Origin of the sequence: Bradyrhizobium ottawaense, assembly GCF_002278135.3 — a bacterium.
GTDB classification, from domain to species: Bacteria; Pseudomonadota; Alphaproteobacteria; order Rhizobiales; family Xanthobacteraceae; genus Bradyrhizobium; species Bradyrhizobium ottawaense.
Genome location: NZ_CP029425.2, coordinates 7,920,919 through 7,943,016 on the forward strand (window position 1 = coordinate 7,920,919; position 22,098 = coordinate 7,943,016).

Below are 22,098 nucleotides of genomic sequence, written 5' to 3' on the forward strand. Positions count from 1 at the left end.
GCTCACGATTAGCAGCCGCGGGAATTTGTCGACTTTGGAGGACGCCGCGTGAAGATCCGGGTCGGCTATGAGATGATCTACGACTTTCCGCAGCCCACGCCCATGATCATGGTCCTGGGCGTTCATTTTTCCCGGGCATCGGACGTTATCGTCCCCGATTATCTGACCACCACGCCCTCGGTTGCGATCGTCCCCTATCGTGACGGCTTCGGTAACTGGTGCAGCCGCATCGTTGCGCCAGCGGGTCGAATGCGCCTGGCGGCTGACGGGATCGTTCGCGACACGGGCCTGCCGGACGTCGTTGTGCCCTCGGCTACCCAACACGCGGTCGAGGACTTGCCGGCAGAGACGATCGTGTATCTGCTCGGCAGCCGCTATTGCGAAACCGACCAGCTGTCCGATGTCGCGTGGAAACTCTTCGAGAAGGTCTCGCCCGGATGGGCCCGTGTTCAGGCGATCTGTGATTTCGTTCACAATCACATTGAATTCGGCTATGAGCACGCGCATGCAACCAAGACGGCCCGGGACGTCTTCAACGAGCGCAAGGGCGTGTGCCGGGACTTCGCGCATCTGGCCGTCACGTTCTGTCGCTGCATGAACATTCCCGCCAGATACTGCACCGGCTATCTCGGCGACATTGGTATGCCTCCCCCTTATGCCCCAGGGGACTTCGCGGGATGGTTCGAAGCCTATATCGGCGGGCGTTGGTACACATTCGATCCACGCAACAACGTCCCCCGGATTGGACGTGTGCTGATTTCTCAAGGACGTGACGCTGCCGACGTGCCGATTACCCAGACGTTTGGCCCCAACACCTTGGTCAGCTTCAAAGTGTGGACCGACGAGATCCCTTCTTCCTGAGCACAGGATACAGCGAGTCTGGACCCTGAATCGCTTGGAGAAATGATCGCGGACTTGCGACGGGATTTGTCAGTACGAAACCGAGTTGGGCCTCTGCCGGAACGAATGTCGGTGGCGCAACTTGGTAAGCACGACCGGATGCAAACGCCCCCCAAAGCATCCGAGGAAATGACGGCCTCATTGCGCCCCCACGCTCTGGGGCCGTCGCTTGGGACGGTCCCTCTAGTCGCGCTCTCTCAGCACAGGCTTCTCGTGCAACACCGCACTCAACAACGAGTTGTGGACTTCGATGTGGCCGTTATAGCTGATGAGCCCCAATCTTCGAAACTTGTTCATGAAATAGCTGACCCGCGATCGTGTCGTTCCGATCATTTCAGCCAATGTCTCCTGATTGATGCTCGCGCTGATCGGCTGCGGACTGCCTTCCTTGCCGAAATTGGCGAGGAGCAACAGCAGACGAGCAAGCCGCCGTTCGCTGGAATTGAATAGCTGGTCGATCAGGTCCTCCTCGATCCGGCTATTTCGGGTCAAGAGATACGAAATGAACAGCTGGGAGAATTTCGGCTCGTCACGAATAGCCGACATCATCGATTCTCTGGTTATCGATGTGATGACGCAATCTTCCATCGCCGCTGTCGTCGACATCCGCAGAGGGTGACCATTCATGCACCCCTCGCCGAAGAACTGACCGGGCTCGAGAATGGCGACGACTGCTTCTTTGCCCTGCTCCGAAACGACCGTCAGCTTGACCTTGCCGCTTTGAATGTAGAACACTGAGTCAGCAGGGTCGCCTTGCTGAAACACAAGCTGGTTCTTGCGAAACGTCAGAATGGCTTTGCCGGTGCCCACCTTGGCGAGAAATTTCTGGGGGTCGAACATGTCCTTGGTCGACTTCGCCACGCGTGGACTCCCTTGGATCGACGAGACTTGCCCGCTTCGATCGATTGCCAAGCGAACGACTTTCTCGACCAAGCGACGAACAGCCGCTTCTTGCCGGCTGGAACTTGCGGGAGCGGACCCGTTGGGCAGACTTTACTCCTTGATTGTTCGCAATTCTAGGGAAGAGCCACTTTCCAAGCGGCGCGGCTCACTGTGCGCCCATCAGCGGGCGTTTTCGGTCATCTCAGACGAGGAGGCGCTGGCCCTGTGCGCGGCACGATCTTAAGGTGGAGCATAGAAGCCCGGCGGCGCGACGCGCTGGTCAATATAGCTCACCATGGAGAGGTTGACGGGATTATTGTAGAAGGCAGCAGCGACACGACTCTTTACTGAGTCTGCTTTGCATCCCTCGTTATTCGACCCTCCCATACCCATATCCTATCCTGTGTCTCTGATCGTGCCAGCCGGCAGGAGAGTGGCACCAGCTGCAGATATGAACAGTGGTCGACAATAGGAGGATGCCATGTCACTTGCGCAACTTCGGATCGATGACGGACCGCACACCATGGACGGGCTCCGGCTCATTGCGCGGGACGACAACAAACAGGTCGAGGCGTTCATGAGTCGGAAAGTGATGGACATCTGGGCGGAATCTGTCGAGCATCGCGGAGGACGCCAAAGTCTTTTCCGAGGTCAATACAACGCGCTCGGAAGACTGAACCTGCCCGCACTGCAACGGATTGTGCGCGCGAAATACGAGCGAGGTATCGCGTTCAACCGCCAACATCCCTTCGTCGAGGTTCTGTTCTCTGACATCGCCGAAAGTGGCGAGACTTTGAATCTAAGTGAACTGGTTCGAGAGACACTGCCGCCGGCATTTCACAGGCTGACCTAGGATCCTGAACGCTGTGACCGAAGCGTACGCTCCCGGCTGTCCTAGATGGGTTCAGGACAATTACTTGCAAGTTGAGCAATATTGACCAGCGGGGGGGGGCATCAAGCCAGGTTCCATTATGGCTTCCGTAGCTCTTCAGTGAAGGAGAGCCAGCACGCCGCCTATCCATGGTTGATGTCATGCGGTCACTTCTGCGCAAGCGAACAGACAAACAAATCGGCTACAGCATCTCGCAACTTGTTCAATTGCGCCATCAGATGCTCCGGTTTGCTCGGACGCTCCCGCCGGGACCTGACCGGAATCAGCGGCGGCAAATCGCGTCTTCCTTGCGAAGCCTTGCCAGACGCACGCGGTGAACCGGCTGTCTCCAGCCAGCAAAGTCAAACATTGCAAGGCAAGACACGTTCCTCATGCCCTTTCTGATCCCGGGAGCGCACCGGGGTATCCCGCTGAGAGCTCGAACGTCCAAACAGGTCCGTTTCCCCTCTAGGGCTCGCAAACCGGACTGCGCCCCGGCAACTGCGGAAAGCTTGCAAGAATGATGCATGATTCAAAGGGGTCGGATGGCAAATGTAATCGAACGGAATAACGTCCAGGTTCGTGGCGCGGGCGACAGGGCGATGGTCTTCGCCCACGGCTTCGGGTGCGATCAGAACATGTGGCGGTTCGTGGCTCCGGCGTTCGAAAAGGACTTCATGACCGTTGTGTTCGACCACGTCGGCGCTGGCGGATCCGATCTGTCGGCCTACGACAGGGCCAAGTATTCGACCTTGTCGGGTTACGCCGACGACGTGGTCGAAATCGGCACCGAACTTGGTTTGAAGGATTCCGTCTTCGTCGGACATTCCGTCAGCAGCATGATCGGCGTGCTGGCCGCGCGACAAGCGCCAGGCACGTTCGGCAAGCTCGTGCTCATCGGCCCTTCAGCCCGCTACATCGACGACGAAGGATATGTTGGCGGGTTCAGTGCCAAGCAGATCGATGAATTGCTCGAATTTCTCGAATCCAACCACATGGGTTGGTCGGCGCAGATGGCACCTATGATCATGGGCAATTCCGACCGGCCGGCTCTCGGTCAGGAGCTCACGAATAGCTTCTGCCGCACGGATCCCGATATTGCCAAAGCGTTCGCCCGAGTGACTTTCACCTCCGACAACCGTAAGGATCTCGCGGAGGTCTCCGTTCCGACCCTCGTCCTCCAATGCAGCGAAGACATCATCGCCTCCCAGGAGGTCGGCGATTTCGTTGCCCGTAGTATCCCCGGCGGTCGAATGATCGTCCTGAACGCGACCGGGCATTGCCCGAACCTCAGTGCGCCCGACGAGGTCATCGCGGCGATTCGAGCCTTCGTCTCGTGAGCGTCTCCGGTCCAGACTTCGAGGACATGGTCAACAACGCCCCGTGCGGGTACGTCACCCTGCACCCGAACGGCCGCATTGAGCATGTCAACCCGACCTTGCTGGCGTGGAGCGGGCACCCGGCAGACCAGATGGTCGGCAAGCGTTTCACCGATTTCCTGACCATGCCAGGCCGCATCTACTACGAAACTCATATCGCGCCGCTGCTGCGGATGCAGGGCTTCTTCAACGAATTCGCTATCGACATGGTGACCACTGCCGGTGAGCCGCTCCACATGATCGCCAACGCGAACGAGCGCCGCGATGCGGATGGAAAGCTGCTGCTGATCCGTCTTGCGTTGATCAAGGCGACCGACCGACGGCGCTACGAACAGGAGCTCCTCGCCGGCCGAGAATTGGCCATTGCTGCCGAAAGGGCGACGCAAGAAGTGCTGCTGCTCGAGCACGAAACCTCCGAACTGCGGGAACAGTTCATCGCCGTACTTGGTCACGATCTTCGCAATCCTCTCGCCTCCATCAGCGCCGGCGCGAGACTTCTCGGCCGTACCGTGCAGAATGAGAAGGAGCAGCAGATCGTCGCCATGATGCAGACGACGGTCATGCGCATGGCCTCGATGATCGACAACGTCCTCGACTTTGCACGCGGTCGTCTGGGCGGTGGCATTACCCTGGAATACGATGCGAAAGGACCGCTGGAGCCCGTCCTTGCCCAGGTGATCGACGAACTGAGGCTGGCTTCGCCCGGTCGCGTCATCGAATTCGAGTTTGCCGTCGACGGGCCGGTAAACTGCGATCGCATCCGCATCGGCCAGCTCCTTTCCAACTTGCTCGGCAACGCCGTGACGCATGGCACGGCCAACAAGCCCATCACCGTTCACGCCGAGACGCGAAATGGATTGTTCGAGCTCTGGGTCGCCAATGCGGGTGAGGCTATTCCGCAAACGGTGATGGACAAGCTGTTCGAACCGTTCTTCCGCGGCAAGGCCCGTGCGAGCAAGCAAGGGCTTGGACTTGGGCTGTACATCGCCTCTCAGATCGCAAAGGCGCATGGGGGCGCATTGACCGTCGCATCGACCCCCGCGGAGACCCGCTTTAGTTTCTCAATGCCGCTGGCGTAACCTGCATGCTGCAATGGCCGCCTTCCGACGGCGCGGTCCTCAATCTTCTCCCAAGAGCGACACCGGACTAGCCTTCGAGGACGTGCCCCAAAGCTCTTAGCGGACGCACGCGATCGCTGACGATCTTGAGGATGGCCAGCATCGGAACAGCCAGGATCGCGCCAGGCACGCCCCACATCCAGAACCAGAACACCAGCGACAGGATGACCAGCACCGGGTTCAGCGTGAAGCGTCGGGCAAGCAACATGGGTGTCAGGGTTTCGCCTTCGGCGAGGTGGATGCAGAAGTAGAGGGCCGGCGGCAGCAAGGCCCACCACAAGCTGTCGAAGCTCAACATTCCGGCCAGGAGGAAGATGACGGTGCCTAACAGTGGGCCCAGAATCGGAACGTAGTTGAGCAGGAAGGCCGCGGCTCCCCACAACAAGGGGTCTCCAAGCCCGCAGAAATACATCGCAACCGCCGTTGCAGCTCCCACCGCAGCGTTCATGGTAGTGATTGTGAGCAGATAGGCAGATATGTCCGCTTCGATCTGCTGGGAGATGTCCACCGCCTGCCTCTTGTCGCGAAAACTTGGGAGGACCTCGACGATACGTCGCAGAAAAACGTCGCCTGCGACCAGGAGAAAGTAGAGCACCAGAACCGTGGTGAACAGGCCGTCGATGACAGCCCGCGTTCCAGCGAAGAGCGCGCCGGTCAGGCCGAGATCGCTGCGGACCGAAACCGTGGCTCCCTTTTTCTCGGGAGCGTCAGCGACGTGCTCGGCCTGCTGGATGACTTTCTGCAGCGCTTCGATCGGGCGCTTTAGAACGACCAGATGAGTTTCGAGGCGAGGCAGGCCCTCCGGCAATTTCTCCGCCCAAGACGCTGCCGGTAGCGACAAGGCTGCCACGAAGCCCACGAGCGCTCCGACGACCACCAGGATCGCCAAGAGTGCTCCTATGGCACGCGGAAGACCTATACGCTCAAGCAGATGCACGACGGGGTGCAGAATGAGCTGCAGCACGAAGGCGAGCACCACGGGCAATATGATCGAGCTTGCCACATGGATGGCTGCGAGCACGGCCAGTGTTAGCAGACTACCGAGAAAGAACGTCTGCGGGCTGGACGGCAGCGGCATTTCGATATCGTCGGCCGCCTGCGGTGGCGAGGCAACCGGTTCCGGTACGCCGACATTCTGCCCTGGGGACCAGGGGGGCTCATGCGGCAACTTTGACAGTGAGACCACGACGCTTTTCTCCATCCCGATCCAGGGGCCTGCCCCAACCCGCTGAGTCAGCTTCGCACCGGTCGGAAGGGCGCGATGCGGCTGCAGGAGCCTCTAGCCGGATAAGCAGTCGGTCCGGCTGGACGGTTCGGCCGCGGCGGGCCTCTTCGCCAACTGAAGAATAAGGAGAACACGTGGCCCCGCCGGAGCGTTCCTAGGCGCTCGCGAACCGATGCGGCGCATTCCCGCCAATCTCGGTCTCGGCAGCGGCTTCATCGATGGCCGCCAGCAACCGAGCCGTGGCAGACTGTTGGATCATGTGCCCTGCCCCAGCGACGCGGTGCAGCTTGCTGTGAGTGACTTCGCCGTGAAGTCTGACCGATTGCTTGTTGATGTCGATGAGGCGATCATCATCGCCGGCGATGATGATGATGGGCATCCTAAGTTGGTCGTAGGTCTTGGACGAGGCAAATGCGGCGGGGATCATCAACGTTGCCTCCGCCGCGCTGGCACGCATCTGTGACGGTCGCAACGCCAATTCCTTGGGGAAGCCGACGAACTTGTCAGGGACTGGCCGCGGACCGAACATCTTGCGCAACATGGAAGGCCACAAGAGGCGGCTGACGATCGGCGAGATGGTGTGACTGATGGCATCGCCGATGCCGGGTATCGCTGACATCGAAGATGCCGCCGCGTCAGCACGAACGGTTGGAAAATAGTATCCCGACGCCAGCACCAAGGCTTCGACAAATGACGAATGTCTTGTCGCCAACGCAAGAGCGACCGCCGCACCCCATGAATGTCCAAGCACGATCGCCCGCTGAACGCTCAGACGATCAAGTGCCTTTCTGAACAGGTCTGCCTGTGCTTCCGGGGTCCAGATCACGTTTCGTGGCCGCGAGCTGTGTCCAAATCCGGGGCGGTCGAATACGATCACCCGAAACCTGTTGGCCGCGAGATCGATCAGGCCGCTTGATTCAAAATCCTGGATCATGCTGCCGTTGCCGTGCAGGAGCACAAGCGGACGCCCATTGCCACGTTCCACGTAGTGCAGTCGGACGCCATCGATCTCCAGGAACTGCCCACGAGGCGGGTTATCGCGTTCCGCTTTCTTGGCGACTCGCCCATTTACGATCGCTATGGCGCCGAGAAGGGAAGCCGCCCCAGCAAATGCCATAAGCGCGGGATGTCGCCCCAAGGCCGTGGTGTAGTCGGACCGGAGCGAGAGGGAGCGTGTTCGCGGGGATGCCATGTGCAGTACCTCAGGTGGCATGCACGATGACTCAGGCAAATTGAGAAATGTTGCAGGCTCATCCTCAACGGTCGCCGCCGAGTCTTCGTTCCAAACGCAACTTGGAGCGCCTCGTTGTCGCTCTCGCCGGTTCAAGATTACTCCGACTGATCAGCCCAGCGCTGAAGGCAATAAATGATGGCATGGAACATGTCGACGTTGGTCTTGTTCAACATTGTTACTCTTACCGAGAAAGCGACTGGATCGATGGCAAACAACAAAAACCCGGATGAGAAGCAGCCCGGTGAAAATCCGAAAGGTAAGTACCATTACAATCCGGGAAATATGGCGGGAAAAACGCCCGGTGACGCGGAGCAGACTGACGAAAATCGGGGCACTCCGTCTCGGCACAAAGAGAAGCCCGCCGAATAGGCCCGCGACTTTGCCCTCTTCGTAGCGGTCGCGGAATGAACCTGAAAGACCAACTCAGGCACCTTCCGAGAACCGGCTCATCGCAAGACGCGCGTCCGACGATGAGCCATCCCGGGTGGATGACGCAAGCTGAGGGGTCAGGTGTCGCGCCATAGACCAATATGACAATCCCACGATGGGAGAGTTGTTCCTGTCAGAACGTGGCGAGGGCAAGCTTGTCCCGCCTCTGCCTGCGCTCCGAGACACAACTTGGCTGCCAGCGCCTGATGCCGCGATTAGGTTCTTTTGCTGGCATGCTGTCGGTCTTTGAGGCGCCGCCTGCCATGCTTTCGCTGCACAATGGGAGTTCATATGAAAATGCCTGTTCACTCATCTGAAGAGCCCGAGCCGAGAGCACCACGCGCTGATAGACTGCCGATGGAAGGATTTGCGATCGTTGTCGACGGGCACTTCAAGTCAAGGTTTGATACCGCGGAAGCCGCCGAGTCGTCGGGTCGCGCACTTAAATCGACCTACCCGATGCTCCGGATCGAAATTTATGACGCCGTGACAACCGCCCGAACCTTATTGGGCTGAGAAATCAACTCTCCGAGGATGCTCATCAGGAGCGGAAAGGGCCTTGCTCGGCAAAGAGCCGCATCGTCGAGCAAACGGTGACGAGTTGTCTTCGCTACGGAGCGAAAGCCGGCGCACTCGGAGACATGCAGTGGGGGCGCAATCGAAGACGGCCGCTGGACACAGCGAACTATCTAACGCAGGCGCCACGCTGCCGCTCACCGCGAGCCGTTGCTCGGAATCACAATTCACGAAAAACAGTTGGCTGCGCCAACCGAAATTTAGAACCATCGGTCTACGATGACTATCCAAAGCCTAATCGGCGCAAGCCGCTGCCCATTGCCCTCACGTCTTACGACGGGCTTTGGTCGCAAGTCCGCTCCGGTATTACGAACCGCATCTGTCAGCATCTGACGGAGTTCAGCCTTCGTCGCCGCGTTGTCGATTTTTGCCAGTTTGTCATTCATTTTATATGAGAACGCCGGCGGAAAATGCCACTTTTTCGTTCAAGCTGGATTTCCGACGGCGACGAGCGCGGAAGGAAACCGGCATAGCGCGAAGGGCCATCTTCTTTGCGTTCTAAAAAACAACCCCGCGGCCGTTAAACCGGTCGCGGGTTTGCGAAGCCAGGGGCCCTGCCAGTACATCCGTGGTCAAAGCAGCATGGCATCCTATGCGCGCTTACGCGACGCGCAGATTCTCTGCTGCGGACTTGCCGGTCCGGCGGTCAGCAACGACGTCGAAGGACACCTTTTGTCCTTCATCGAGACCGCTCATGCCGGCGCGTTCAACCGCGCTGATATGAACGAAGACGTCTTGGCTTCCTTGGTCTGGTTGAATGAAGCCGAAGCCTTTTTGGCCGTTAAACCACTTCACAGTTCCCGTATTCATGGGTGATCTTCCTTTGGGATAGATGTTCGGAGCCGCGCTCGAGCGCGCAGCAAGCTAAGCGAGATCTGGAGGGAGGTCGTCAGTCAGGCGCGCTGAAAGCGGCGAGGCCAAGTCGTTCGGCCGAAACTCGATAATTACCATATGGCTATTGCTTGTTCGTTCCGCAAGTGGCCGTGGTGAGGGAGAGCCCGCGTTACTGCAACACAAGGGGAGCTGGCAGTGGCCCCTTACGGGTCAAGCACACGCGCCGTCCGCCGATCTGCTGACAGCCGCACTCTCGAAGGGAACAAAGGGTGAGAAGACGGTTTGAATCTGGCGGCAGAACCAGGAGACTGGGAGCCGCGAAGAAAAGCCGTTCGGTGTAACGCCCGGCGGCTTTTGTTTGATGGGGCATCTCTCGATGCCTGTGACGTGTCGTCCCCCGCCTCAAGCAAGGGCACCGAGTTGAGAGCACCTCACTGGGGTCTGCATGTCCAAGCGACCTCGCCGCCTTTTCCTCTGTGCGCAACCAGGACGGAGGAACACTCCGCCCCCAGTCGGTTTGGCTCCCCAAGCAGCATTTTTGTGATGCGGTGCTTTAACACTCGCGCGAATCGGAATTGGCATGGCTTCCGTCATAGTGGGGCTGAACAGATACTTCGCATTGATCGAGCGTCGAGTGCCCACGAAAGTGGGGACTTTCATTCGCTGGCTGCGAGAGCCATCCAAATTCTGGATCCGTGTCATTGTCGCGGGGATATTAATTCTCGGGGGCGTCTTCAGCTTCTTGCCCCTCTTCGGTCTCTGGATGCTACCCCTTGGGCTTCTTCTCATCGCGCAGGACATGCCGGTCCTGCAAAAGCCTCTCCTCGCCATGTTGCGATGGATTGAGCTGAAGTGGAAGTGGCTGAGGCGACGGTTCAGAGCGAGGTCGTCATAACGGCGACGGCCAATTGCGGAAGCAACCAGATGACGCGACCGTCCCACCCGCGGCGTCGGGGCAATCCCCCTATTTGGAACGTTGTGGCTAAGCTAGGCTTGGTCCAGCAGGAGGTCACCATGACCAAACCATCAGGCCACGGCATCATGCGCGTACGCGGAGAAGACCAGCCGGCGGACAAGGAGCGTGCCCAACTGGCTCAAAAAATTGAACTTGGCCACACGCCCCCTGAGATCAAGGAAGAGGCGAACGACCGGGACTGAACGGCAAATATCGTGCGCAAGCGCGAGGGCTCGCCAGCAGGATCCCGCCAAATATCAGGCTGCTTTCTGTGCTCGGTCATATGGCGGAACGTCCCGGATGCCCTCCCGTTCCTTCATTCCGGAGCCGGTAATCCGGGTGTGGACAGCCATTCGCTGATTTGAGCCCCGGTCTCCGCCTGCCGAGCTTTGCGGATTGTGTGTTCCCGCTCGATACCTGGCGGGAGCGACTTTGCCTTTTGACGAAGGACTCGCCCGTGTTCGGCAAGGCGTTCTTCAAAGGAGGTGGTCTGCTTGAGACGGCGTCGCTGCATAGCGTGCTCCTTTTCCCAGGGAAGGCGGGAGCGCGACAGCGTTCTCGTCACCGACAGATGCCGAGGGCCGCGCGGTGATGCAATGACAGTAGCAAGTTACGGTCCGACGCGCTGGTCAATACTGATCATAGCGGCGCCAAAGGCCCCTTCAGCAACCTGTTGCGCCGGACAAGCAACACTCTTCACGGTCAGGCAGCAAGCTCTCGGAGCGCCGAGATGATCGCCTCCGACGGGTACGGCTTGTGGAAGAACCTTGCCCCATCGGGCAGCTCAGAACCTTTGACGAGATGGCCCGAGACGATCAGGAGCCTGATCGGTGGCCATCTTTCGCGAACGGCTTCCGCGAGCCCAACGCCGTCCATCGAACCAGGCATCCTGACATCTGTGAAGACAACGCAGACATCCTGTCGGGCTTCGAGTATTCTGATGGCCTCATCGGCATTGCCGGCAAGCAGCGGATGCAGTCCCGCATCCTCGACGAGGTCGTTCGCCATCAAGAGGAGCATTGGTTCATCCTCGACGACCAAGACGCAACTGCCACGAGGAGAGCTTTGCTCTGGCATATTAGTCCTTTCTAATGCAGGAGACGTCACCGGCCGGGATATCCCGCAGTCACGCCTTTAAGCCATCGCAGCAGCCGGCGTTCCGAATGGCCGCTTCTTTTCTGATCAGTCTTTCTGGCGGACCCAATGCGGCTAACGGTTAGCGAGAGGTTTCGCCGTGCGCCGCCACGACTTCCGCCGAATGACCGCAGCACTCGCCTCGCTCGGCAATGTGCGTCCAGCGGCCTTGCCCGATCATCGCCGCAAGGTTAGCGCGTCGACGCCGCAAGCCCTTTCCATAAGGAAGCATGACTGGTCATTTGCGCGGCAGTCGGATTGAAAAGCGCGTGCCTGTTTGTTCGCTGGATACCACAGAGATCTCGCCGCCATGGGCTTCGACGATCAATTTCGCGATGTGGAGGCCAAGGCCAAGGTGGGTACTGTGCTCCGACGGGTCACCGACTTCCTGGCCTCGCGTCCAGGATTGGAAGATTGATTTTTGCGCATCAAGCGGGATCGAGGTTCCGAGATTGTGCACTTCGATGGTCATAGCATCGGGATCGTTACCTGCGACAGTCACCGTGATGGGCGACGCTGCGTCGCCATAATGGACTGCGTTGCCCATCAGGTTGGACAGCACCTGTCCAAGGCGGGCGGGGTCGCAGGAAACCAACGGATCGCCCTCCTTCGTGACCTCAAGTTTCCGATCTGGGTTGACGGCGCGAAACTCATCCGCGATTTCCTGACACAAAGCCGCAACGTCGTTGTTGGTCTTTGTGACGGGGATTTGAGTGCCGAAGGACGAGCGGGTGAGATCGAGCAGATCGTTCAGAATTTGTGTCGCCCGCCCGGCCGCCAGCCTGATCTCGGAAACTACCCTGGCCTGCTTTGCGTCGGTTGTCCCAGATCGCTCCATCCACTGAGCGCCCATTGAAACGGCACCGAGAGGATTGCGCAGGTCGTGGCCGAGGACGCCCAGAAACAGGTTGCGCGAGTCGTTTATCGTCTTCGTATAGTGGGCAACCGACTCGGTCACGGCCTGATCGATCGCTTCGTTGAACCGCGTCAAGTCCTCGATATCGGTGTCCGCAAGGCTCCGATGGTGGGCAACCCATTGCTTGACCACGCTTGCGCGAAGCGCCCTGTATTCCGACACCATCTGATCGATGTCAAAGCCGTCGGCCAGACGCAGAGCGGCATGGAGTTCAGCCGCGCTTTGAGAAAAGGCGCTATCATTCGTGCCGTCGCCTCGCGATTTATCAAATTGCTCCCGCGGGGTTTGTGCGGTTTCGAGGTCGTCCGCCACGAACCCGAGAAGATCGACGATATGATCTTCCAGAGCCAACTTCGTCATCCGGTCGCTGGCCGGTGATAGAGTTCGAGCGAACTCCGTCCATTCCTTCACGATCGGAGCCTGGTTCTGTCGAATGAAGTCAGCCAGGCGTTCGTACGTTGGCCGCTCAGTGGAATTGCTCAAGCCGGCCCCCCCAAGTAGATGACGCGAGCCCTCGATCGAGCAGGCACAAGCCCTCCGCTCGCGAATGCCGTGCCTGCACTCCGAAGCGCCGAGTCTAGAGTATAGTCACTGGCTTCGCGGCTGTCACAATTGACTTCGCCTGCGAGGAACCGCGCGACTTTCGGAGAATCGCTCGACTTTGGCCGAACCTTCGGGACAACGGTCGTTTTGCCCTTGCCGTGCCGGATGTGGGTGTGTCGGAAAGCGATCGCTACACTCACGCCGCGGCAAGACCGGCGCACCTATGCATCGATCGGTAGCGGATCCAAGCGAGCAGGACTCTATTGGCCTTTGGGAACCGGCTTCAATGCGTGGTGCTCGAGTTCCGATGGACTATCGAAACGCAGAACAGCTGTTCGGTGCTCGAGCGCACTTCCACTGCCAAATCCGGCCGCTTGCTTTGGAAGACGGATTCCTTGGCGATTCCAGTCAAGGTTTGCATTGCTTTGACTTCGGCGGCTTTCAGATTGGGAAGGGGTAGACCTTCCTCGTCTGCAAAGAAATCGCGACCACTTTGGATGTCAAAGAAATACCGATTCATGGAGCGCTCCAGAAAATTGGATCACATATAGTCCCACCAATCGGTGTGTCGCTTGCCTGACGACTCGGACATCGATACGGCTGTCGTCCTGTCACACGATCAGCCTCAACTGTTCGATCTGTCCCGCCGCACGTTGCGAAATTCTTCGGGGCCCTTCATTAGTTTCCCCTTCCGGCTTGCCCTGTCTTCAGATGTCGCATCCGCATCGCCCATCCCGTCGATTGCGTCAGAGGCCAGCTCCTTTGCCGGATCCGAGAGCTCTCACGCTTCGACTTCGGAGCTTGGCGCATAGACCGATCACGCAGGCCGTCCAGCGCCGTCTTCACCAGCAGCTGTATCGCTTCTGATCGGTTGGGCCTTCGCTTCTGGCTGAGTGCCCAAGCGTCAACCTGATCGAGAAGCTCAAGCGTTAGCCGAACTACCCGGCCTTGCTCACCTGTCGCCGCTGGTGACTTATGACGAACCGCTTTCGACCCAGACATATTGGACATCATTCAATTGGAGTGTGACAACCGCGCCGCCGCGACACTGAGAGGCGGAGACAGTCATGCCTGCGAGGTGGCGCATCAGGCCATTTCGTTCCGCTCTTGAGCTAATCAACCCGGCCGCTTAGGGTTCCAGTGAACGCTTGCCTTGAGCGCGGCGCCGATTTCACTGGCTATTCCCCACCGGGAAGCGCAGCGTGGTCCCGAGCAAGGAGCCCGGCCTTGAGCGGAAGCACGTTTAGCAGCGTGGGTGCTTACAGTGGCTCAAGGTACTCAGTCTCGATCGCGCGTCCGAACGCCCCGCGCCAACGACGCCGAACACGATCAGGTGTCCAGCGCAGGTCTTTCGGCGGGTTTGCAAAAAAGGCGCCGTATGACGGAGATCACCAAGGAGGCCATGGGAGGTGCCGCTGCGCGGCATCTCTCGGCTGGCTTCAACTTCCGTGCCTATACGCCGCACAAGATCGCTTACGATCTTATCCGTTGGGATGAGGAATTCAGACACGCCAATTACACTCGGCTCGTCGTAGCCGTGACGCTCTGGCAAAGCGGCTCGTCTGACTAGGGGAAGCGGCCGCGGCTCGTCGCGCGGCCTGGATCTGCAGTCGAGCCAGAGCGGATCGTCATTTACACGGTCACTCCATTTACACGGTCACTCCAGGGATATAGTGTTCGGCTAGAGGTTGGCGGATGCTCACCTTGAAGCTGCCCAGAAAGCAGCGACCTCCGAAGTCGCCGCGTATCGTCGTAGTAGCAGCTCACGTGCCATCGGAAGGCGCAATCATAAAATTGGGTTTACCAACGTGCGTCAGCAGCGCCGATGCACGTCCTCATGCGCTCACGAAAGGCCAACCATCATGAAACTTCCTGCAATATTACAAGGCGAGGCGCGGACCCGCTTCCTTCAAGGAATCGCTTTCGGCGCGGTGGCGACCATGGCGATTGGATTTGCCTGGGGCGGTTGGGTCACCGGGGAGAACGCTAGAATCATGCGCGCCTCGGCGGAGACCAGTGGCAGGATGTCGGTTCTGGTACCGCTGTGCGTCGCTCAGTTTACAGCCGCGGATGGAGCTATCGCCAAGTTCAAGGCGACCGGCCCTTACTCCAGGGAAAACGTCGTCAGCGAATTCGTGAAGAGTGTGGCGTCCACGAGCATGGATTACTCATTCGCCAAGGCTTGCGCGACCGGCGTCGAGACGGAGATTGCCAAGACGGCGACAAAGACCTGACGAGCCATCCGGAAGCACATGGTGAATTCTGGTGGCGCGGTGGGGTCGCTCGCGCCCAATGACGGGCTAGGACACCTGATGTCGCCGGACCTCTCTCAGCCGCATGTTGCGAGGACAGGACGTCTCGCGGTTTCGTGCGGTGTCGGTGAGGTTGACCCGCTTGTTAGGCGATCCTTGCGAGTCCCGTCCGAATTGACATGAAGAGGCCGCCAACGGAGGCGCCTTGCATGTCCTGGCGTCACGACTAGCTGCGGGCTTATCGCGGTCCTTCTTTACGGCGGTCGGGGTCGGGTTGAGCTTGCTCCAGTAGTGATTCAGAGTGGCGGTGATGGCCCGGGGCGACACGGAGACAGAGAAATCGGTTCAGGCAATAAGCATCCCGGAACCAGGCGACCGGAGCGGGGCATAGGCTGGCACCCGGTGTTGAGGTGGCCACTACTTCTTTCTCCTGGATCCAACATGGATAAAGAAGATCGGCTTCCTCGTTTCGTTCATGACCTCCAGAGACCACTCCTGGCCAGGGCGAAACCTTCCATCGATGTCCTTGAAAAGCGCGCCCGCGTAGCTCGTTGCCTCGCGCCACGCTGCCTCGTCGTCCGGCAATTCTTCGCCCTGGGTGTCGATACTGGGTTCAACGTTGTGGACGTGAAAGAAGTATCTCGGCATGGGGGACAAGCCTGCACAGCCCAACCGAGTTCCAGGCAACTGCCGAATTCAAACGGGGCGACTGAATACAGGCACAGGCCAGTGCCATGGGTCGTATCAGAATCCTGATCCAGGATCGCCAGGATTCGGATCAGAGCCGGGTTCGATTTCGGTCGGGGCGATGTGGAGAGACCAGAACGGCTTGCTGTATTATTTTTTTGCGAGCAGATACCCCGCGTCATCTTGTTGGTATTTGTGTTGGTATTGGCTGCAATCGGTAGCAAAAACTTTTATAAATTCAAATGGTTGTAATATTAGACGATTGTCGGCCAGGGGAGGCGCACAGCAGTCACCTATCATCCGGCTGATTACGTTGCCTAGTTCAATCCTTGGCAACCTCATGAGATCGGCTGCGCATGACCGCTGGCCTCCGGAGGCAATGGTCGCGGATTCGGCTTCGAAGCGGCCCACTTATACGAAGATGTATCCGGAGACCGCCTCGACGTCCTCGCGTACTTTCAAGTCCACGGAAGCTTTGTTTTGACTGTGCCCAGCGGAGGCACAGCGTTGAAAATCAAGAGCGTCGAAAATTCAAGGCTTCCGACCATAGCGGAAGCAGTCAATCAGGCGAAGCCTTCCGAGCACTCAATCCTTCGCCTCGCCCGGCTTATCGGACGACAAATGGCCCGTGACGATATCAAAGATCGTCGATCAGCTTGTGCCTCGCCCGAGAAAGAAACCAGCACAATCTAGGCGCGGCTTAGCCGACGCTCATCGCACATCGCCATTGTGTAGATGGAGCTCTCGAGTACCAGCAAATGGGATATGAGCAAAGACGCACACAGCGCAGCGTCTTTTAGTTCACTCCAGAGCGCCGCGATAGCCTTTCCTTGCATCACATATCCGGGTGTGCACGGCATATAAATGCCGCGTTCATTCGATATTTTTTGCTTCACGGCGCCATGTGCCGGCGCAAAGCGGAATGCAAGGACAAGTCAATGACGCGAGTTGCGCTCTATGCCCGATACTCGTCTGACAATCAACGTGACGCCTCGATCGAAGACCAATTTCGTATTTGCAGAGAACGCGCGATGCGTGAGAAGTGGACGATCGTCAATTCTTACAAGGATGCCGGAATTTCCGGTGCGAGCATGATCCTTCGTCCGGGCATCCAAGCCCTGTTGCAGGATGCTCAGAGCCGTGCGTTCGATATCGTGCTCGCTGAGGCGCTCGATCGCATCAGCCGCGACCAAGCGGACGTGGCGACCCTGTTCAAGCAACTGCGCTTTGCCGGGGTTCCGATCGTCACCTTGGCCGAAGGGGAAATCACCGAGCTTCACGTCGGTCTAAAAGGGACTATGAATGCTCTATTTCTGAAGGACCTCGCTGCGAAGACGCACCGTGGTTTGCGAGGTCGGGTAGAGGGTGGAAAGTCAGGTGGCGGGCTTTGCTACGGATACCGCGTTATCAAACGGCTCGACGAGCGCGGAGATCGTATCCGGGGAGACCGAGAGATCGATCCGGCCCAGGCCGGCGTAATCCGGCGCATCTTTCGGGACTTCGCCGCTGGCATCAGTCCGCGAGCGATCGCGGTGAAGCTCAACGCCGAAGGCATAGCCGGCCCTGAGACCCAGCTGTGGAATGACACGACGATCCGGGGCCATGTCAAGCGCGGCACCGGGATCATCAATAACGAGCTTTACGTGGGACGCCTCGTTTGGAATCGGCTGCATTACATTAAGAATCCTTCGACGGGGAAACGCATCTCGCGCGTCTCAATCCGGAGGCCGACTGGATCGTCACCAAAGTTCCAGAGCTTCGCATCATCGAGGATGAACTCTGGGATCGGGTGAAAGCCAAGCAAAGTGAGATCGCCGAAAAATTTATCAATGTGACAGTAGCTGTCCGCGAGCACCATTCGAACAAACGACTTAACAGTGCTCGTCGCCCAAAGTCGTTGTTCTCGGGACTTGTCCTCTGCGGCTTATGCGATGGCCCCTGTTCACTGCGCGGAGCCGATCGCTTCGTCTGCTCGGCACATGTCAGCAACGGGTCCTGTTCGAACGGCCGCACCTTGGCGCGGAGCGAACTCGAACATCGCGTATTGGGCGGGCTGAAGGACCGGTTGCTGGCGCCAAACGTCATCGCAGAAGCAATGCGCGCCTATGCTGAGGAGATGAACCGGCTGAACCGAGACCGGCGAGCCCGCGGCGATGCTTGGCGCGCTGAACTGGCGAAGGTAGAAAAGCAAATCCATGGAATGGTCGAAGCGATCAAGGAGGGCATGTTCCAGCAGTCGATGATCGCGGCGATGGATGCGCTGGAGGCTCGCAAAACCGAGCTCTCTGCCCTGCTCGCCGAAGCTCCTGCCGATACCCCGGACATTCTCCCGAGCGCCTCGCAAGTCTACGCCAAGAAGGTCGCCCACCTCACTGAGGCTTTGAACCGTCCTGAAGACCGGGCCGAGGCCGCCCAGGCTCTTCGTGGTCTGATCGAACGCATCGTTCTCCGGCCGGGTGCCAAGCGCGGCCAAATCGACGCCACCCTCCATGGTGATTTGGGCACAATCCTGAGCTGGACTGCTGCGCGTAACGCGGAAAAGGCGGCACAAACCAAAACTCCCGCAGCCTCGGCTACGGGAGTGTCGGTATCAGTGGTTGCGGGGATAGGATTTGAACCTATGACCTTCAGGTTATGAGCCTGACGAGCTACCGGGCTGCTCCACCCCGCGTTAAACACTTGCGTGCCTTCAGTTAGATCCCGGGGACGGTCGGTTGAGGCCGGCGCTGTTCGCGTGGCTTTTCTCGTCCGTCCCAAAGGCTTCCTTGGAAGGCAACCCCGGGCAAAGCCCTCGGGTGCGGGGCGTATGTACCAACCCGAGCTGCCTTTGGAAAGGGCCGCGGGAACGTTTTTTTCGACTTTATGACAGCGGAAGCGACCGATTTCGGCTGCGTTCCGCGCGCTCTTGCCAGAAGTTCCACAAAGGGCCAGCTTGCGGCAACAAGATTAAGGCTGACACGCGCCCTTGAGGGAGGAACGCCCGTGGACAAATCCCTGACGAGCGCCCCGGTCGGAGCACTGGAGGAGGCCTTCCACGCCATGGTCGCGCGGTCGCGGGACGAGCCGCCGGCCGGCCTTGCCGAGCGGCTCGACCGGCTGGCGCGGCTGCGTGCCGTGGTCGCCGACAACGAAGAGCGTTTCCGGCAGGCGATCTCGGCCGATTTCGGCCACCGCTCGGCGGTCGAGACCACCATCGCCGAGACTATGCTGCTGTTTTCCGAGATCCGGCATGCCACAAAGCACCTCAAGAGCTGGATGGCGCCGCAGCGGGTCGCGACCGCGCTGCAATTCCTGCCCGCGCGCAACCGGCTGATGCCGCAGCCGCTCGGCGTCGTCGGCATCATCGCGCCCTGGAATTATCCGCTCCAGCTCACGCTCGCGCCCGCGATCGGCGCGCTCGCCGCCGGCAACCGCGTCCTGATCAAGCCGAGCGAGCTCACGCCGCACTTCGCAGGCCTGCTGAAGGAGACGGTCGCCGCGCGATTCGATGCGACCGAGCTGCTCGTCACCGGCATCGAGGGCGAGATCGCAGAGGCGTTTGCGCGCCTGCCGTTCGATCACCTCGTATTCACCGGCTCGACCCGGGTCGGGCGGCTGGTCGCGGAGGCCGCGGGGCGTAACCTGACGCCGGTTACCCTCGAGCTCGGCGGCAAGTCGCCTGCGATCATCGATGCCTCGGCCGACCTCGATGAAGCGGCCGAGCGCATCGCCTACGGCAAGCTGCTCAATGCCGGGCAGACCTGCATCGCGCCGGACTATGTGCTGGTGCCGGAGCGCTCGTTGCAGGCCTTCGCCGAGAAGGTGCGCGCCCAGATGCGGCGGATGTTCGGCACCGATCCCTCAAACAAGGACTACACCTCGATCATCTCGGACCGGCATTATGCGCGGCTCGAAGGCCTTGTCGCGGACGCGGCGCAGCGCGGCGCAAAAATCCTGCAGCCGGCGAAGGCGGACGATCCGAACTGGAAGGCGCATCGCAAATTCCCGCCGACGCTGATCGTCGGTGCGACCGAAGCGATGGCGGCGATGCAGGAGGAGATTTTTGGGCCGGTGCTCCCCGTTCTCAGCTATTGCGATCCCACTGATGCCATCGCCTTCATCAACCATCGCGACCGGCCGCTGGCGCTGTACTGGTTCGGCAAGGACGGCACCGCGCGCGACGAGGTGCTGGCGCGCACCATCTCCGGCGGCGTCACAATCAACGACTGCCTGTTTCACTTCACGCAAATCAACCAGCCGATGGGCGGCGTGGGCGCATCCGGCACCGGCGCCTATCACGGCGAATGGGGCTTTCGCACGTTCAGCAAGCTGAAGCCGGTGTTCTATCGCTCCAAGTTCAACCGCCTCGCCGACCTCTATCCGCCCTATGGCGGCAAGATCGCGCGGCTGGAGAAATTGATGCGGTTCATGTCGTAGTTGCTCGTCATTCCGGGGCGACGCGAAGCGTCGAGCCCGGAATCCATATCCACCAGTCGGGGTTATGGATTCCGGGCTCGCGCCAAGGGGCGCGCCCCGGAATGACGAAGGAAATGGGGGAAGCATCAGTGACTGACACATTCGATTTCGTCGTCGCGGGCGCGGGCTCCGGCGGCTGCACGGTCGCAGGAAGGCTGTCGGAGGATGCGGCGACGTCCGTGGCGCTGCTCGATGCGGGCGGGACGAACGACAATTGGCGCATCACCACACCGTTTGGGCTTGCTCTGCCTTACAAAACGGCCAACTGGGCTTTCGATACCGTACCGCAAGTGGGATTGAACGGCCGCATCGGCTATCAGCCGCGCGGCAAGGGTCTTGGCGGCTCCTCGGCGATCAACGCCATGGTCTACATCCGCGGCCACAAATGGGACTACGACCACTGGGCTTCGCTCGGCAATGCCGGCTGGTCGTATGCGGACGTGCTGCCCTATTTCAAGGCTTCCGAGAACAATTCCGATTTCGACGGCGAGTATCACGGCAAGGGCGGCCCGCTGCATGTCAACCGGCTGCGCGCGGACAATCCGATCCATGATGTCTTCCATCAGGCCGCGCGCGAGGCGCAGTTCCGCATTCGCGAGGACTTCAATGGTGAGGATCACGAAGGGCTCGGCAGCTATCAGGTGACGCAGCACAATGGCGAACGCTGGAGCGCGGCGCGCGCCTATGTGCATCCCCACATCGGCAAGCGAGCCAATCTGCGCGTCGAGACGGGCGCACACGCCACGAAAATCCTGTTCGAGGGCGGGCGCGCCGTCGGCGTCGAATATGTGCAGGGCAAGCAGACGAAGCAGCTGCGCGCGCGCCGCGAGGTGATCCTTGCTGGCGGCGCCTTCCAGTCACCGCAGATGCTGATGTTGTCGGGCATCGGCGATGGAGATGCGCTTGGCAAGCACGGCATTGGCGTCGTGCACCATCTGCCCGGCGTCGGGCGCAATCTGCAGGACCACCCGGATTTCGTGTTCGTCTACGCCTCCGACTTTCCGCACTTCGTTCATGCCTCGCTCGGACGGTTGCCGTCCCTGCTCCGTGCCATCCAGCGCTATCGCAGCGAACGACGCGGCCTGATGACCACCAATTTCGCCGAGTGCGGCGGCTTTTTGAAAACCCGGCCCGATCTCGACGTGCCTGACATCCAGCTCCACTTCGTCATCGCGATGCTCGACGACCACGGCCGCAAGAAGCACAAGGAGGCGGGCTTCTCATGTCACGTCTGCCTGCTGCGGCCGAAGAGCCGCGGCAGCGTGTCCCTGAAGAGCGCCGATCCGCTCGCAGCGCCCTTGATCGATCCGAACTTTTTGGGCGAAGAGGAGGATCTCGAGAGGATGGTCGCGGGCTTCAAGACCACGCGCCGTCTGATGGAGACGCCGGCGCTGCGCGCGCTGCAAAAGAAGGACATGTTCACGTCCGACGTGCGAACCGACGACGACATCCGCAACATTTTGCGCGATCGCGTCGACACCGTCTATCACCCCGTTGGCACCTGCAAGATGGGGACGGATGCGCTTGCCGTGGTCGATCCGGCACTGAAGGTGCACGGCGTCGAGGCCTTGCGCGTCGTCGACGCCTCGATCATGCCGACGCTGATCGGCGGCAACACCAACGCGCCGACCATCATGATCGGAGAGAAGGCGGCGGATATGATCAGGGCGGAGATGCGAGCGAGTTAGTCGGCGCTGCCACGTCATTC

At 59.7% G+C, this 22,098-nt stretch carries 22 protein-coding genes and 1 tRNA gene; 13 read left to right on the forward strand and 10 right to left on the reverse strand.

The annotated features are described in order from the left end of the window. The first annotated feature begins 48 nt into the window (after positions 1-48). Positions 49-861, forward strand: a complete 813-nt coding sequence (locus tag CIT37_RS37005) for a transglutaminase-like domain-containing protein (protein WP_028140611.1) — start codon at positions 49-51, stop codon at positions 859-861. Between the two features lie 222 nt (positions 862-1,083). Here the strand turns inward: CIT37_RS37005 and CIT37_RS37010 are convergent, their stop codons facing one another. Beyond that, a complete protein-coding gene (locus CIT37_RS37010; protein WP_028149228.1) occupies positions 1,084-1,761 on the reverse strand; it encodes a Crp/Fnr family transcriptional regulator in 678 nt (225 codons plus the stop codon). A gap of 502 nt (positions 1,762-2,263) precedes the next feature. On the opposite strand from CIT37_RS37010, the gene CIT37_RS37015 reads away from it, so the two are divergent. From CIT37_RS37015 to CIT37_RS37025, 3 genes are all read left to right on the forward strand, one after another. Continuing rightward, positions 2,264-2,635 carry a hypothetical protein gene (locus CIT37_RS37015; RefSeq protein WP_028149229.1) on the forward strand — a complete coding sequence of 124 codons (372 nt, stop codon included), beginning with the start codon at positions 2,264-2,266 and terminating at the stop codon, positions 2,633-2,635. 563 nt (positions 2,636-3,198) lie between these two features. After that, positions 3,199-3,993: an alpha/beta fold hydrolase gene (locus CIT37_RS37020; protein ID WP_028140614.1), complete on the forward strand. Its 795-nt coding sequence runs from the start codon at positions 3,199-3,201 to the stop codon at positions 3,991-3,993. Beyond that, complete coding sequence (locus CIT37_RS37025) at positions 3,990-5,111, forward strand: PAS domain-containing sensor histidine kinase (protein ID WP_028140615.1); 1,122 nt, start codon at positions 3,990-3,992, stop codon at positions 5,109-5,111. Before CIT37_RS37020 ends, CIT37_RS37025 begins: the two co-directional genes overlap by 4 nt. 67 nt (positions 5,112-5,178) lie before the next feature. On the opposite strand, the gene CIT37_RS37030 is transcribed toward CIT37_RS37025, so the two are convergent. Continuing rightward, a complete protein-coding gene (locus tag CIT37_RS37030; protein WP_038944704.1) occupies positions 5,179-6,351 on the reverse strand; it encodes an AI-2E family transporter in 1,173 nt (390 codons plus the stop codon). A 178-nt stretch (positions 6,352-6,529) separates the two neighbouring features. Next, on the reverse strand, positions 6,530-7,567 hold the full coding sequence (locus CIT37_RS37035; protein WP_095426879.1) for an alpha/beta fold hydrolase: 1,038 nt from the start codon (positions 7,565-7,567) through the stop codon (positions 6,530-6,532). A gap of 174 nt (positions 7,568-7,741) precedes the next feature. On the opposite strand from CIT37_RS37035, the gene CIT37_RS37040 reads away from it, so the two are divergent. Beyond that, on the forward strand, positions 7,742-7,978 hold the full coding sequence (locus CIT37_RS37040) for a hypothetical protein (RefSeq protein ID WP_049810602.1): 237 nt from the start codon (positions 7,742-7,744) through the stop codon (positions 7,976-7,978). 351 nt (positions 7,979-8,329) lie between these two features. Beyond that, positions 8,330-8,554: a hypothetical protein gene (locus CIT37_RS37045; RefSeq protein ID WP_028149231.1), complete on the forward strand. Its 225-nt coding sequence runs from the start codon at positions 8,330-8,332 to the stop codon at positions 8,552-8,554. Positions 8,555-9,214: 660 nt separating this feature from the next. On the opposite strand, the gene CIT37_RS37050 is transcribed toward CIT37_RS37045, so the two are convergent. After that, a complete protein-coding gene (locus CIT37_RS37050; protein WP_014493181.1) occupies positions 9,215-9,424 on the reverse strand; it encodes a cold-shock protein in 210 nt (69 codons plus the stop codon). A gap of 1,038 nt (positions 9,425-10,462) precedes the next feature. Between CIT37_RS37050 and CIT37_RS37055 the strand changes: the two genes are divergently transcribed. Then, complete coding sequence (locus CIT37_RS37055) at positions 10,463-10,606, forward strand: hypothetical protein (RefSeq protein ID WP_240536492.1); 144 nt, start codon at positions 10,463-10,465, stop codon at positions 10,604-10,606. Positions 10,607-10,719: 113 nt separating this feature from the next. Here CIT37_RS37055 and CIT37_RS37060 read toward each other — a convergent pair whose 3' ends face one another. From CIT37_RS37060 to CIT37_RS37075, 4 genes are all read right to left on the reverse strand, one after another. Beyond that, positions 10,720-10,917 carry a hypothetical protein gene (locus tag CIT37_RS37060; protein WP_080670088.1) on the reverse strand — a complete coding sequence of 66 codons (198 nt, stop codon included), beginning with the start codon at positions 10,915-10,917 and terminating at the stop codon, positions 10,720-10,722. 188 nt (positions 10,918-11,105) lie between these two features. Continuing rightward, positions 11,106-11,423: a response regulator gene (locus CIT37_RS37065; RefSeq protein WP_240536497.1), complete on the reverse strand. Its 318-nt coding sequence runs from the start codon at positions 11,421-11,423 to the stop codon at positions 11,106-11,108. Between the two features lie 352 nt (positions 11,424-11,775). Beyond that, positions 11,776-12,936: a sensor histidine kinase gene (locus tag CIT37_RS37070; RefSeq protein WP_028140621.1), complete on the reverse strand. Its 1,161-nt coding sequence runs from the start codon at positions 12,934-12,936 to the stop codon at positions 11,776-11,778. A gap of 343 nt (positions 12,937-13,279) precedes the next feature. After that, positions 13,280-13,516: a DUF6894 family protein gene (locus CIT37_RS37075; protein WP_028140622.1), complete on the reverse strand. Its 237-nt coding sequence runs from the start codon at positions 13,514-13,516 to the stop codon at positions 13,280-13,282. Positions 13,517-14,374: 858 nt separating this feature from the next. On the opposite strand from CIT37_RS37075, the gene CIT37_RS37080 reads away from it, so the two are divergent. Both CIT37_RS37080 and CIT37_RS37085 read left to right on the forward strand, forming a co-directional pair. Then, positions 14,375-14,566: a hypothetical protein gene (locus CIT37_RS37080; protein WP_028140624.1), complete on the forward strand. Its 192-nt coding sequence runs from the start codon at positions 14,375-14,377 to the stop codon at positions 14,564-14,566. 292 nt (positions 14,567-14,858) lie between these two features. Beyond that, on the forward strand, positions 14,859-15,230 hold the full coding sequence (locus CIT37_RS37085; RefSeq protein WP_049801952.1) for a hypothetical protein: 372 nt from the start codon (positions 14,859-14,861) through the stop codon (positions 15,228-15,230). A 435-nt stretch (positions 15,231-15,665) separates the two neighbouring features. On the opposite strand, the gene CIT37_RS37090 is transcribed toward CIT37_RS37085, so the two are convergent. Beyond that, a complete protein-coding gene (locus tag CIT37_RS37090) occupies positions 15,666-15,896 on the reverse strand; it encodes a DUF6894 family protein (RefSeq protein ID WP_038973165.1) in 231 nt (76 codons plus the stop codon). Positions 15,897-16,873: 977 nt separating this feature from the next. Here CIT37_RS37090 and CIT37_RS37095 point away from each other — a divergent pair. Together CIT37_RS37095 and CIT37_RS37100 are read left to right on the forward strand one after the other, a co-directional pair. Next, on the forward strand, positions 16,874-17,728 hold the full coding sequence (locus CIT37_RS37095; protein WP_244611333.1) for a recombinase family protein: 855 nt from the start codon (positions 16,874-16,876) through the stop codon (positions 17,726-17,728). A gap of 38 nt (positions 17,729-17,766) precedes the next feature. Further along, the gene (locus CIT37_RS37100) at positions 17,767-18,573 is read left to right on the forward strand and encodes a recombinase zinc ribbon domain-containing protein (protein WP_334262659.1); all 807 of its coding nucleotides are present in this window, start codon (positions 17,767-17,769) and stop codon (positions 18,571-18,573) included. On the opposite strand, the gene CIT37_RS37105 is transcribed toward CIT37_RS37100, so the two are convergent. Further along, a tRNA-Met gene (locus CIT37_RS37105) sits at positions 18,530-18,606 on the reverse strand. The genes CIT37_RS37100 and CIT37_RS37105 overlap by 44 nt on opposite strands. Before the next feature lie 368 nt (positions 18,607-18,974). Here CIT37_RS37105 and CIT37_RS37110 point away from each other — a divergent pair. Both CIT37_RS37110 and CIT37_RS37115 read left to right on the forward strand, forming a co-directional pair. Next, positions 18,975-20,351 carry a coniferyl aldehyde dehydrogenase gene (locus tag CIT37_RS37110; RefSeq protein ID WP_414645292.1) on the forward strand — a complete coding sequence of 459 codons (1,377 nt, stop codon included), beginning with the start codon at positions 18,975-18,977 and terminating at the stop codon, positions 20,349-20,351. 128 nt (positions 20,352-20,479) lie between these two features. After that, a complete protein-coding gene (locus CIT37_RS37115) occupies positions 20,480-22,078 on the forward strand; it encodes a GMC family oxidoreductase (protein WP_038973161.1) in 1,599 nt (532 codons plus the stop codon). Positions 22,079-22,098: the final 20 nt, after the last annotated feature.